Here is a 13,165-nt window from a genome sequence, read left to right as displayed (position 1 = left end):
ACAGTGAGAGTCGACAAACAAAACCTAAACAGCCTTGACTGGACAAAAATGGACAACCTGCTTCCCTGTGTTGTACAGCACGTTTTGACCGGCGAGGTCCTAATGCTGGGTTACATGAACGACAAAGCACTTGAGAAGACATTAGCGTCAGGTCAGGTCACTTTTTACAGCCGCAGCAAAGCGCGTTTATGGACTAAGGGTGAAAGCTCCGGCCTCGTTCTTGAGCTGGAAGAAATTCATACCGACTGCGACAGTGACGCACTGCTAGTTAAAGCAATGCCTAACGGGCCAACCTGCCATTTGGGCACTCAAAGCTGTTTCGCTGAGACGTCAGGGTCTTTTTTACACCACTTAGAAGGGGTTATTAATTCAAGAAAAGGCGCCGATGCCGGTGAAAGCTACACTGCCAGCCTCTTCCAGAAAGGCATTAAACGCTGCGCTCAGAAGGTTGGCGAAGAAGGCGTCGAAGTGGCGCTGGCAGCAGCAACCAACGATAAAGACGAACTGCTTAATGAAAGCGCCGACCTGCTGTATCACTTATTGGTGGTACTCAGTGCCAGCGACTTGTCAATGAACGATGTGCTTAAGGTGCTTAAACAACGCCATAATTAGCTGATAGCTAATTATGCGTTGTTCAGTTGCTCTTGAAAGTGGCGGCGCTTATAGGCTTTTGAAACTTTTTTCAGCCTGACAGACAATAAAACGGCCGCCACACTCAGGCCACTAATAAAGCCTATCCAAAAACCGGCAGCTCCCATTGCCGGCACCACTAAGTCGGTTCGTCCGAGTACATACCCCACGGTTAAACCGAAAGGCCAGTACGATATGAACGCCAAGACCATTGGCAGTGTCGTATCTTTGTAGCCCCTGAGAGTACCCATTGCCACCACCTGGAACGTGTCAGACAAGGTGAAAATAGCTGCTAAGCCCATCAAGGTCGCCGCTAAGTTGATCACCTCGGTATTCGGTGTGTATAAACTGGCAAGAAAACTGCCTCCCAAATACATGATAAGCCCGTTTACGGCCGCAAACACACCACCAAACCAAAGCGCAATTCTAAAGTTACGCATTGCATTATCAGGGTTTCCGGCACCTAATGCAAAACCGACACGCAAAGTCACCGCCATAGAAATACTGAGCGGGACCATATAAACCAGCGAACTTATGTTTAAGGCTATTTGGTGGGCAGAGACCACGGTCGGGCCTAGCGGAGCAATTAATAGAGCAACCGCGGCAAATAAGCTAACTTCGAAAAATAGTGACATTGAAATGGGAAAGCCCAGACGAATGACATAAGTCACGTCATCCCAACTTGGTTTGTACCATCGGCGTAATAACTTTAAGTCTTTATAGCGCTTGGCGCCGAATGTATAAATGGCCATCGAAATTGCCATCCCCCAGAGCACTAATGCGGTTGCCACACCACAACCGGCGCCACCAAGTGCCGGCATGCCAAATTCGCCATAGACAAAAATATAGTTCGCCGGAATATTGATGATAAGTCCGATGAAGCCAATAATCAGTGACGGCATGGTGTTCGACATGCCCTCACAGAAGTTTCTCAGAACGGCATAAATAACAAAGCCGGGAATACCCCAGGCAATATAGAACAAGTAGTCCAGCGTGACCTGACGGAACTTATCCTCTACTTCCATTAAGTCGAGCAGCCAAGGTGCTGAAGACATCCCTACTAGGGTAATAGCTCCGACTATGGCACAAGCATAAAACCCCTGCTGCAGAATATTCGCCATTTTTCGATGACCACCGGAGCCGTCAAAATGAGAAATAATGGGGGCAAGCGCCAAAGCAAGACCGAAAACTAATAGTGTCGCGGGTACAAAAATACTGCCGCCAACGGATACCGCCGCAAGATCAATTGCACTTTTTCGACCGGCCATTACCGTATCAACAACGCTCATCAACATCTGTGTGAGTTGTGCGATAAGTATTGGGCCAGTGAGTCGAGCCAGTTTGATCACTTCGCTTTTATTGTCTTGCCAGGATTTCACAGTTGGAGTGTCTCGCTAATTTAGGCTGTATCGCACGTGTAGCGTTAGCTGTTGATGTATTGTACTAACTTCTCATTCACCTCTGCCGGATGTGTCAGAGGCCCCATGTGTCCTGCGGCAATGGACTCACGCTTCAGCTGGCTAATAACCGTCGAGAGTGCATCAGCCACTGCCTTAGCACTACGACGGGTATGCTCGCCCTGAACCATCAACACAGGCTGATCAAGACCGGCATAATCGTTCAGGCGCTTAGGCTCGTTAAGCAGCGCATCAAAGTCCAGTGCCACCTTGGCTGCCTGCTTCACCATCAACGTCTGTATTTTGGACGGCAAGGCGTCGAAATAGCCAGGACTGTTCCAGTAATCGACAAAGGTGCGGGTACACTCTTCAGCATCTTTCCCATGCATCGCCTGACTGATTTCCTGTATTTCAATCATTCCGGGGGAGTCATCGGCTAACACATGGAATGCAACGGGTTCGTACACGGCTACTTTTGCGATGGTAAAAGGTTGCTCCAAGGCCAGTTTCAACGCCAAGGCACCACCGTAAGAGTGACCAATCACATCAATTGCAGTATCTATTTTTAACGCCGAAACAGCCTCAACGACCCGGGGTATCTCGTCTGCCAAGCGAAAGTTCGCCACAGCTTCAGGCTGTGGTGCTTTCCCATAACCGAGTAAGTCAACGGCAATAACAAAACGAGTTGGGCTAAGCCTTTGAATTAAGTCTCGCCACTGAGAACTCGCGCTTTGAGAGCTGTGAAGCAACAATACCGGTGGGTTGTGCTTCTCACCAAAAACATACACTCCAGAACCTAACTCTGACATTTTGTTTCTCTACAGCAAGCTAAAGCCAATGAACTGACCGACACAAATTCCCGCACTGAATAACAGAACGGCGAAGGTACCCAGAACACCAATAGTGCGAAAGATGCTTGGCCCTATTGTCTTAGTTAAACCAATAGCATGGCTTATACGGGCAATGAGCGTAGCAATACCAATTCCGTGAACCAGCTCCGTTGAAGTCCCATTAGCTTCAACCATACCAAGCAAAATAAGAATAAACGGGACATACTCAATAAAGTTACCATGGACTCGTACTGCCACTTTCAGCTCGTCTTCTCCACCGGTACCAATACCAACGCGATACTTCCAGCGTAAGCGAACAATTCGCACAGCCAAAATTAAATAAAGTACTGCAAGTAAGCCAGCGTAAAAACCGGTGATGCGAATATCCATTGTGTCGCCCCTTTATTCAAAAAAGGCCCACCAAGTGAGCCTTTGTGTTTATTTTTTCAGTAGCTCACCAAGCTGGTCGCTAACTTTTTCAACCGGCTGTGTGCCATCGATTTTGTAATACTCAGTTTTGCCTTCTTCCGACAATTTCTGGTAATACTCAACCAGTGGTTCAGTTTGCTCATGGTATACTGACAGGCGTTTACGGACCGTTTGTTCTTGGTCATCCGGGCGAATAACCAGCTCTTCGCCAGTTTCATCGTCCTTGCCTTCTTCTTTTGGCGGGTTATGCTCAACGTGATAAACACGACCTGAACCAGGGTGCACGCGACGTCCACTCATGCGCTCAACGATCACTTCATCCGGCACATCAAATTCTAATACGTAGTCGATCTCAATGCCGTTATCACGCATTGCATCAGCTTGCGGAATCGTGCGAGGGAAACCATCTAACAAAAAGCCGTTTTGGCAGTCTGGCTCAGCGATACGCTCTTTCACCAGCTCAATGATGATGTCATCAGAAACAAGCTGACCGGCATCCATTACCTGCTTGGCCTTTTTTCCTAACTCCGAACCCGACTTAATTGCTGAACGCAACATGTCACCTGTCGAAATTTGAGGAATACCAAATGTGTTCATCAGGAACTGAGCCTGGGTGCCTTTACCAGCCCCCGGAGCGCCCAATAAAATAATGCGCATAAGAAACCTCTTTGCGTGATTCAAAAGTCTGCCCCGAACTTTACCCTGACAGGCAAGGTATTACAAGCACAGAGAAGTGCTGCGGCCAATCGTATGACCGCAGCAGAAGGCTTATGCGTTAAGCATTAACTTATTCAGTTTCGTCACAAATGAAGCTGGATCTTTCAGATTTCCACGCTCTGCAAGTGTGGCTTGATCGAGTAATACATCAGCCCACTCTTTGAAGGTTTCATCGTCTTTTTCCAACATTCTCTGAACCAAAGCGTGCTCAGGGTTCACCTCAAAAATGTACTTGGTTTCGGGCACCGCCTGACCTGCCGCTTCCATCAACTTCGCCATTTGCGTGCTCATATCATGCTCGTCGGTGATGATACACGCTGGAGAGTCCGTTAAACGGTGCGTTACGCGAACCTTTTTCACTTTATCACCCAACGCTTTCTCAAAGCGCTCAAGACTCTCTTTGAAGGCTTCTTCGGCTTTTTCCTGCTCGGCCTTATCTTGTTCGTCGTCGAGCTCACCAAGATCCAAATCACCTCGAGTTACCGACTGTAACTGCTTTTCCTTAAACTCGGTTAAGTGGCTCATGAGCCATTCATCAATACGATCGGAGAGCAACAGAACTTCTATACCTTTCTTGCGGAATATTTCCAATGCGGGATTATTTTTCGCCGCTTCATAGCTGTCCGCCACAATGTAGAAGATCTTATCCTGACCATCCTTCATGCGCTCAATGTAGTCATCAAGACTGACTGACTGAACAGCACTGTCATTATGGGTCGACGCAAAACGTAATAACTCCGCAATACGCTCGCGATTACTATGGTCTTCCGCCGGACCTTCTTTTAAGACATTACCGAAGGTGTCCCAGAACTGCTGATACTCTTCCTTGTTGTCTTTCGCTAGTTTCTTCAGAATTTGTAGCACTTTTTTAGTGCTACCGTTACGCATTGAACGAGTAATTTTGTTGTCCTGAAGAATTTCACGAGACACATTCAACGGCAAGTCATTCGAGTCCACCAAGCCGCGTACAAAACGCAGATAAGTCGGCATTAGTTGTTCTGCATCATCCATAATAAAGACGCGCTTAACATAAAGCTTTACGCCATGCTGCTGTTCGCGGTTCCATAAGTCCCATGGAGCCCTTTTCGGAATGTACAGCAAGTTTGTGTACTCCGTGGTACCTTCGACTTTGTTATGCGTCCACAGCAGCGGTTCGTCAAAGTCGTGCGCAACCGTTTTGTAAAACTCTTTGTATTCGTCGTCAGTAATTTCTGACTTATCACGCGTCCATAGCGCCTTGCCTGAGTTAATAGTTTCCCACTCACCGGGCTGCGCTTCAATTTTGTTGCCTTCACCGTCCTCAGATTCAGCAACCGGCTCTTTCCACATTTGCACTGGAATGCTCAAGTGCTCTGAGTATTTATTAATAATGCCTCGCAGGCGATACTCGTCTAAGAATTCTTCGGCATCATCTTTCAGGTGCAAGATGATATCGGTGCCGCGACGAGCCTTTTCAATCTCAGCAATTTCAAATTCACCTTCGCCACGCGAACGCCATTCAACACCCGCAGTATCTTTACCTAACGCTGAGCGTGTGCGCACGGTAACCTCATCTGCAACAATAAATGCGGAGTAGAAACCGACACCAAACTGACCAATAAGCTGACTATCTTTTGCCTGATCACCGGAAAGCTGGCCAAAGAACTCTGCAGTTCCTGATTTAGCGATAGTACCCAGGTTATTCATAACATCGTCACGCGTCATGCCAATACCGTTGTCACTGACAGTAACCGTCTTAGCTTCCTTATCAACCGAGATGCGGACAAACAGCTCATTGTCGTCGCCATATAGAGAGTTGTCACTCAGCGCTTTAAAGCGCAGCTTATCCGCCGCATCAGACGCGTTGGAAACCAATTCGCGCAAGAAAATTTCTTTATTGGAATACAAAGAATGGATCATCAAATGAAGCAGCTGTTTTACTTCTGTCTGAAACCCGTGTTTTTCCATTTGACCGGCTTCCGCCATAGTGTTTTCTCCTACTGTTTAGAACGTACAGTGATACCTAACGTTTTAAAATGGGGATGACACTACGGTTTTCAAGTCAGCGAATGAATTGTTTTCGGCCGCTAAACGCGTGACCTAATGTGGTTTGATCAACGTAGCCCAGTTCACCACCTACAGGAACGCCGTGAGCGATGCGAGTGGTGTTAATCTTGTGTTGATCCGCCATGTCCGCGATGTAATGAGCTGTTGCATCACCTTCGACGGTAGGGTTAGTGGCAAGTATGATTTCTTCGATATTGTCGGATTGAAGCTGCTCTTCAAGCTTATCTAAGCCAATGTCTGAGGGACCAACACCATCAAGCGGCGATAAGTGACCCATTAGCACAAAATAGCGACCTTTAAACTGGGAGGTTTGCTCAATGGCTAACACATCGGCCGGCGTTTCAACGATGCAAAGCACGCCACTGAGGCTCCGTTTTGAGTCCAGACAAATAGGGCAAAGCTCGTTTTCGGTCAAAGTACGGCAACGTTCACAATGTCCGACAGTTTCAACCGCGTACTTTAAAGCGTCAGACAAGTTTGATGCGCCCGGTTTATCTCTTTCCAATAAGTGAAACGCCATACGCTGAGCCGTTTTCTGACCAACCCCAGGTAAACGCTTCAAGCTTTCCACCAATTGCTCGATAGCCGGGCTCAACTTCACTACTGTCTCTCCGCGTTAAAACGGCATTTTAAAGCCCGGAGGTAAACCCATACCGCCGGTAATTTCTGACATACGTTCTTTACTGGTTTCTTCGACACGACGCACTGCATCGTTCGTCGCCGCTGCCACTAAGTCTTCCAGCATTTCCTGGTCATCGTCCATTAGGCTTGGATCAATGCTCACGCGTTTGACGTTGTGGTTGCCCAACATTGTGACTTTTACCATACCAGCACCAGCTTCGCCGGTGACTTCCATAGTTGCGATTTCTTCCTGGGCTTTTTGCATGCGCTCTTGCATTTGCTGCGCCTGCTTCATCATATTTCCCATTCCGCCTTTAAACATGTTTACTTCCTCATCTCTTATTTAATTCGTTAAAGCGCTTGCACCGATTCTTCATCAATTTGTGCGCCAAAGCGTTTTTTCAACTCCATCACGCCATTATCTTTTTCTAAACGTTCTAGAGCGCGCTTATGTCTGTATTCATTAATACGTTGCTGCAACATAAGTGGCGTGGGCTGTGTCGGCGTTCCTATCGAAAAAGACACCCTAGTATGTTGTCCCAAAACTTCTTGCAAAGACTCCCTTACAGCCTGCTCGGTTGCGCTATTTAGTAGTGACTGTTGATCACTGTTAACCAGAATTGTCCAATTATCATCGCCACTTTGTTGTAACTCCGAGTTCAGTAATACCTGTCGCGCCAAGCCGGAAATGTCCATACCCGCTATCATTGCGCTCCAGCGATCAATATCCGCCGCCTCTTTTATGTCGTCGGTGATTTCCGGATAGTCGTAGTTGTGCTCTGCGGTAAGCACCGGCTGCGATGTATCATTGCGCGCAGCGTTGTCATGTGGTTGTTCAGAAAGCTCTACCCAGTTTGATTCCAACTCTGTCTCAGGTGTTGGCACTGCGGCTTTAGGCTGAGTCGTCGACTCTTGATGACTTGATGCTTCAAAAGTGCCTTTCGACGCTACTTCACCGGGCTTTTTTTTTTGCATTAAATCTTGCCGCATTTGCAACAAATCATCTAAGCCGGATACCGGAGTGTCAGTTTGAGAGTTAGTCTGCTCATCTTGCGCTGGTTCAGGTGGTTGCCGGTAGGTATCAACATCCGGGAGTTCGCTGCCTAGCTCTTCATTGTGTGAAAAGCTCGCAAGGTCTTCATTTACTTCATTGTTGTATTGTACATTTAGTCCCGCATCCGACTCTACTAAGCGCTCCGACGTTGTTGGCGCTCTCATCTCGTTCTGTTCATTTGATGCGGTAAGGTCTGACGATGCCTTTTCTAAAGGTTTTTCAGATAAATGAGGTTCGTTGGATGAGTTATCCTTTGAGGTCACCGTTTTTGGGCGAAACGCCAATAAACGCAGTAACGTCATTTCAAGACCACTTCTGGCATCCACAGCATAAGGCTGCTCTCGCCGCCCTTCCAACACAATTCGATAGAATACTTGTATCAACTCAGCGGGCATTTGTCGCAGCAGCGGTTGCAAGGTATCAACATTATCAAAGGCTTGCTGTGATTCCGGCAGTTGCTGCATCAAGGCCAATTGATGCAACAGGCTCTGCATTTCAACCAGTACTGAGCTTAAATCAGGAACCACAGCGACCATGTTATCGACACGCTGCATTAAAGAAACGGCGTCATTATTCAATACATCGCTCAATAAGCCAGCAATATCGGCGGTCGGTACATTGCCCAACATTTGCCGAACACTGTCTAACAACACTTCACCATGCCCCTGAGCAATAGCTTGATCGGTTAGGCTGAGCGCGTCGCGCATACTGCCATTAGCGGATCTTGCCAGCAACGAAAGCGATTCCGAATCCGCCGAAATACTTTCCTGCTCTAAAACATATTTCAGCTGACCAGCAATGTCTTCCTTTGACAGTGCTTTTAAATTGAATTGTAAGCAACGAGACAGCACGGTTACCGGCAACTTTTGTGGATCAGTTGTCGCCAGCAAAAACTTAACATGTTCAGGCGGTTCCTCGAGCGTCTTCAATAGGGCGTTGAAGCTATGACGCGACAACATGTGAACCTCGTCAATAAGGTAGACTTTATATCGTCCGCGCGTTGGCCGGTACTGCACGTTATCAAGAAGCTCTCGCGTGTCTTCTACTTTTGTACGCGACGCCGCGTCAATTTCTAATAAGTCGACAAAGCGTCCCTGATCAATTTCCTGGCAGGCTGAACATTGGCTACATGGGGTTGAGGTAACACCAGTATCACAGTTCAATGCTTTGGCTAAAATCCGTGCTATCGTGGTTTTTCCGACGCCGCGAGTTCCGGAAAAGAGGTAAGCGTGATGAAGCCTTTGCTTCAGCAGTGCATGTTCTAACGGTTTCAATACATGCTGTTGCCCAACCACCTCAGAAAACTGGGACGGTCGCCACTTTCTTGCCAGAACTTGATAACTCATAAGGCTCTCAGGTTGAAGTTTTCAGAATTGACACAAGGTATAGCATGCAATGCCTGCTTGCCGCAATTTATCCTCACCGCCAAGCTCAGTTAATGAAACGACAAACGCCGCCTCTTTTACCAACGCTCCAGTTGAACGAATCAGCTTCTCAGCGGCGAGTACTGTACCACCAGTTGCCAGCAAGTCATCAATAATTAACACATTATCATCAGCTGACAAGGCATTTTCGTGAATATGAAGCTCATCACTACCGTACTCTAACTCATAGCTTTGACAGACCGTTTTGCCCGGCAGCTTTCCAGGCTTTCTTAGGAGAGTGACACCGCAATCCAGTGCATAAGCAAGTGCAGCACCAAATAAAAAACCTCTTGCTTCAATAGCAGCTATTTGGGTAATTCCTTCCCCTTGGTAACGCTTTTTAAAAGCCTCAATGCTGCTTTTGAACGCACTTGGATTTTGCAATAACGGAGTAATATCCCGAAAGATAATGCCTGGTTTCGGATAATCCTGAATAGCGCCGATTGAATCTCTCACTTCCTTTAGACTTGCTTCCATAAACCTTTGTTCTTTATTTATGCAACTGCTTTTGCTGACCAATTATTTACAGAGTCAATTAAATACTCTGCATCAAGTGGTTTTGATAAACATTGTGTCGCACCGGCAGCCAACGCTTTTGGCTCAACTTCGACTAATGAGTCTGTCGACATAAAGAGTAATGGCGCATTGCGATAGCTTTCCAACTCTCGCAGGTTCTTCAATAGCGAAAGGCCATCCATTACCGGCATTTTATGATCAATAAGAATAAGATCGTAGTAGTCTTTTTTGGCCTTACTTAAGCCATCCAACCCGTCTTGAGCCGTCTGAATATCGAGCTTCAAAGGTTCCAACATTCTACGAATTGTCTGAAGCGTATTATCTTTATCTTCGACAATAAGCATTGAAATAGACATAACTGTCACTTACACCTTAAGCCTTTTACAGCTTGACTATTAGGCAGATAACACTTGTATTAAGCGCAGTACTAATGGCAAGCAACCTGCAATAACAAACAATACAATAGCGAATAACAAATAACCGAACCCGGCAGGCTCTTTAAACGACTCTGATGACATGACATCTACCTCCTAAATAAGTCGAGGCAGATCATACTTGATCCTATGCGCTGATAAAAGCAGTTCAACCAATAAAAAACCCGACCTGATTAGGCCGGGTTTTATTCTGATAATCAACGCTATCAGGTTAAATTATAATTCAATACCTTTGCGTTTCGCAGTTGATTGAATATAACCTTTCCAGCTTCGGGCGCTGCGACGTTGTCCGTCGAATTTAGCCGCTTCATTAACGTATCTCATCGCTTGGCGGTAATCACCACCGTAGAAATACGCTTCGGCTAAAGACATATAAACTCGACCTTCGTCACGACCTTCCAAATAATCCAATGCTTTTTTCAAAGGTTCTGCTGCTGCAATGTACTGTTCGTTTAGCAACATAATATTGCCGCGCTTACGATAGTACTCACCTTTGTCATCCGCATCTTCTGCAGTTTCTGCTGCACGAAGGTACCATTCAACGGCTTTATCCAGTGTTTTCGCACGGTGATAGCTGTTAGCTATGGTAGCGAAATTCTTAGCCGTTTGCTCGATGTCGCCTGCTTCCACATGCTTTTCCATGGTGGTAGCTGCTTTATACGGAATACCTTCGTTGTCATAAAGCTGAACCAACATTTTAAATTGGCTTTCTTTATCCAGGTATCCTGCTAAATAAGCTATTTCCATAGTTTGAAGTGCTTTAGGCAGATTTTCTTCGAGCATGTAGAATTGAGCTAACTGCGGCCACCATTGAGTCACCTCAGGAAGCTTATTCAAACCTTCCTCTAGTACGCCAATCGCATCCGAGTACATTTTACGCTCGTAATATGAAGCCATCATTAACGTGTAAACGTTTTTATCAGGATCTCCATACTCTAAAGCGGCTTCGGCAAATGGAATTATCTTAGCGAACTCTTTCTTCTGGTAGTAGGCATTAGCCATATACAGGAAGACTTTTGGATCTTTTTCGCCAGTAAACTGAACCCATTTACGAAGATACTCGATAGACTGGTCATACATTTCTTCCTGAAGACTTAACTGACCGACCAACTTCATGGCCGCAGCCTGATCACTCCAACCAAGAATATCTTCATCCACTGCGTTCTTTAACAGACTTAATGCTTCGTCGATACGCTCCTGAGCGGCATATAGATTTCCCAGAAATCTAGCAAGATACGCTTTATCGTATGAGTCGCTAGGTTCCTCGTCTTCTAAAATTGCTATTGCTTCAGGAATATTATCTTCCTCATAAGCCTCGAACGCATTCATGATAGCCCGACCAATGCTTTGTGATGCAGTCTGGTTTTTTCGTGCTTTCTTCTGCGCCTCAACGGTCTCTTTATCCGGAATGTTGAAACCAAGGTCCTGGGCCGAAGCCTGGACCATGGTCAACGACATAGCCGCGACAAAAGCCAGGGCACTAACAAATGTTTTTGATAAATAGTTCATTTCTTAGTTCCCATCCATTGTAAAGTCGAGCTGGACAGTCATCCCCGGTTGACGAACCGGCTTGCCGTCGACAACCTTCGGCTTGTACTTCCAGCGCAACAATGCGCGACGAGCTTCACGGTCAAATACTCGACGAGGTTCAGAGTCAATGACTTCAACGTCAGTTACACCACCTTGTTGATCGATAGTGAACCGTAATTGAACCCAACCTTCAGTACCATTACGCGCCGCTTGAGGCGGATAGCGCGGCTCGATGCGAACGATAGGCGTTGCATCACCGTCACTATTTAAGCCTCCCCCCGGACCAGATAGACCGGTGTCAGCTCCACCTACATCCACATCAAAGCCCATATTCAAATTCAGACTGGAATCTGAAGTATCAGGCTGAGACTGTGGAGTCTCAGGCGGCTGCTCAGGTGGCGGCGGTGGCGGCGGCGGAGTACGCCGACGCTCTTGCACGTCAGACTCAGGTGGCGACGTTACGATGTCAATGACCGGTGTTGGGGGCGGAGCTTCATTACTTTTCGCCCCCCCACCGATTAAGTAAGCCATGAAAGCAAACAAAGCAAACGTAACGGCCGCACCTAGTAGTAAAGATACTAAAAAGCGCACCATATTAGTTAGTCTCCGCTGCTATGGATATCTTATCGATACCCGCTTCCTTAATTTGGTCCATAACTTCAACGACGCGACCATGTTCAGCTTTTTTATCCGCCTGAATAACCACTAAGTCCGTTGGTTGCTCTGCTAGCATACGTTCTAAGTTTGCTGCAACGCGCTTAACGTCGACTTGGCGTTTATCCATCCAGATTTCACCTGTATCACGAATTGCGATAAAGATGTTTGCTGAAGGCTCCTTGTTCGCCTGATTAGCTTCAGGTTTATTGACCTGAATACCAGCTTCTTTAACGAATGAAGTCGTTACGATAAAGAAGATCAACATGATGAAGACGATGTCGAGCATCGGCGTCATATCGATAGACGCATCTTCTTCTTCTCGATTACGATTACGTGCCATAGTTTTACTCTCTTAGTGATGTGGCAAACTGTCAACCAGGCCTTCTTTCGCACGACGAACCTTACTTTCAAGTCGAGTTGCGAAAAACATGCCGGATAAAGCTGCAACCATACCCGCCATCGTTGGGATAGTTGCCATCGAAATACCCGATGCCATTAGACGAGGGTTACCCGTCCCTTGTACTGCCATGATTTCGAAGACCGTAATCATACCGGTTACGGTTCCCAACAGTCCGACCAGCGGACATAAGGCAACACAAGTTTTAATTAACAGAATACGAGCATTCAGTTTATCGTTCGCTTCGGAAATCCATGCTTCACGGATTCTATGGGCGTACCATGAGGTGGTGTCCTTACGAGCATCCCACTTCGCAATAATGTCGTTGCGAAGCTTAGGGAATGCGCCGGTAAGGTACCAATAACGCTCAATCATCAGTACCCACATTAGAAAGAGCACCCCCATGACGATGTACAGGACATCGCCACCGGTAGCCAGAAAATCCCTGATAGATTCCCAAAGTTCCATCAGGTAAAGCATGGG

16 protein-coding genes are annotated in these 13,165 nt (G+C 46.8%); 1 reads left to right on the top strand and 15 read right to left on the bottom strand.

The window, feature by feature from the left end:
• The first annotated feature begins 3 nt into the window (after window positions 1-3).
• Window positions 4-612, top strand: coding sequence for a bifunctional phosphoribosyl-AMP cyclohydrolase/phosphoribosyl-ATP diphosphatase HisIE (gene hisIE / locus CWC33_RS09405; RefSeq protein ID WP_100691709.1), 609 nt, complete (start codon window positions 4-6; stop codon window positions 610-612).
• A gap of 11 nt (window positions 613-623) precedes the next feature.
• Here hisIE and CWC33_RS09400 read toward each other — a convergent pair whose 3' ends face one another.
• The 15 genes from CWC33_RS09400 to CWC33_RS09335 all read right to left on the bottom strand — a co-directional run bounded on the left by CWC33_RS09400 (window position 624) and on the right by CWC33_RS09335 (window position 13,162).
• Entirely contained in the window at window positions 624-2,009 is a 1,386-nt protein-coding gene (locus CWC33_RS09400; protein ID WP_100691708.1) for an MATE family efflux transporter, read from the bottom strand.
• A 44-nt stretch (window positions 2,010-2,053) separates the two neighbouring features.
• Window positions 2,054-2,836, bottom strand: a complete 783-nt coding sequence (locus tag CWC33_RS09395; protein WP_100691707.1) for an alpha/beta fold hydrolase — start codon at window positions 2,834-2,836, stop codon at window positions 2,054-2,056.
• 9 nt (window positions 2,837-2,845) lie between these two features.
• Window positions 2,846-3,247 (bottom strand): MAPEG family protein, encoded by a 402-nt coding sequence (locus CWC33_RS09390; RefSeq protein WP_053952589.1) that lies wholly within the window; start codon window positions 3,245-3,247, stop codon window positions 2,846-2,848.
• Window positions 3,248-3,295: 48 nt separating this feature from the next.
• Entirely contained in the window at window positions 3,296-3,943 is a 648-nt protein-coding gene (gene adk, locus CWC33_RS09385; protein WP_100691706.1) for an adenylate kinase, read from the bottom strand.
• A 111-nt stretch (window positions 3,944-4,054) separates the two neighbouring features.
• Window positions 4,055-5,968 carry a molecular chaperone HtpG gene (gene htpG / locus CWC33_RS09380; RefSeq protein ID WP_100691705.1) on the bottom strand — a complete coding sequence of 638 codons (1,914 nt, stop codon included), beginning with the start codon at window positions 5,966-5,968 and terminating at the stop codon, window positions 4,055-4,057.
• Between the two features lie 76 nt (window positions 5,969-6,044).
• A complete protein-coding gene (gene recR / locus CWC33_RS09375; RefSeq protein WP_100691704.1) occupies window positions 6,045-6,650 on the bottom strand; it encodes a recombination mediator RecR in 606 nt (201 codons plus the stop codon).
• Between the two features lie 15 nt (window positions 6,651-6,665).
• On the bottom strand, window positions 6,666-6,992 hold the full coding sequence (locus CWC33_RS09370) for a YbaB/EbfC family nucleoid-associated protein (protein WP_088767747.1): 327 nt from the start codon (window positions 6,990-6,992) through the stop codon (window positions 6,666-6,668).
• 29 nt (window positions 6,993-7,021) lie between these two features.
• Window positions 7,022-9,070, bottom strand: a complete 2,049-nt coding sequence (dnaX, locus tag CWC33_RS09365; protein ID WP_100691703.1) for a DNA polymerase III subunit gamma/tau — start codon at window positions 9,068-9,070, stop codon at window positions 7,022-7,024.
• 21 nt (window positions 9,071-9,091) lie between these two features.
• Complete coding sequence (locus CWC33_RS09360; RefSeq protein WP_100691702.1) at window positions 9,092-9,625, bottom strand: adenine phosphoribosyltransferase; 534 nt, start codon at window positions 9,623-9,625, stop codon at window positions 9,092-9,094.
• 17 nt (window positions 9,626-9,642) lie between these two features.
• Entirely contained in the window at window positions 9,643-10,020 is a 378-nt protein-coding gene (locus CWC33_RS09355) for a response regulator (RefSeq protein WP_100691701.1), read from the bottom strand.
• Window positions 10,021-10,059: 39 nt separating this feature from the next.
• Window positions 10,060-10,182, bottom strand: coding sequence for a hypothetical protein (locus tag CWC33_RS12770; RefSeq protein WP_268762555.1), 123 nt, complete (start codon window positions 10,180-10,182; stop codon window positions 10,060-10,062).
• A gap of 132 nt (window positions 10,183-10,314) precedes the next feature.
• The gene (locus CWC33_RS09350; RefSeq protein ID WP_100691700.1) at window positions 10,315-11,607 is read right to left on the bottom strand and encodes a tetratricopeptide repeat protein; all 1,293 of its coding nucleotides are present in this window, start codon (window positions 11,605-11,607) and stop codon (window positions 10,315-10,317) included.
• Window positions 11,608-11,610: 3 nt separating this feature from the next.
• Window positions 11,611-12,222 carry an energy transducer TonB gene (locus tag CWC33_RS09345; protein WP_100691699.1) on the bottom strand — a complete coding sequence of 204 codons (612 nt, stop codon included), beginning with the start codon at window positions 12,220-12,222 and terminating at the stop codon, window positions 11,611-11,613.
• A gap of 1 nt (window position 12,223) precedes the next feature.
• Window positions 12,224-12,625 (bottom strand): ExbD/TolR family protein, encoded by a 402-nt coding sequence (locus tag CWC33_RS09340; protein WP_100691698.1) that lies wholly within the window; start codon window positions 12,623-12,625, stop codon window positions 12,224-12,226.
• 12 nt (window positions 12,626-12,637) lie between these two features.
• On the bottom strand, window positions 12,638-13,162 hold the full coding sequence (locus CWC33_RS09335) for a MotA/TolQ/ExbB proton channel family protein (RefSeq protein WP_088767742.1): 525 nt from the start codon (window positions 13,160-13,162) through the stop codon (window positions 12,638-12,640).
• Between the last annotated feature and the right edge of the window lie 3 nt (window positions 13,163-13,165).

This window comes from Idiomarina sp. X4 (genome assembly GCF_002808045.1).
Classification (GTDB): Bacteria; Pseudomonadota; Gammaproteobacteria; order Enterobacterales; family Alteromonadaceae; genus Idiomarina.
Note: the sequence above shows the minus strand (reverse complement) of the source record. Positions and strands in the feature narration are given on the sequence as shown.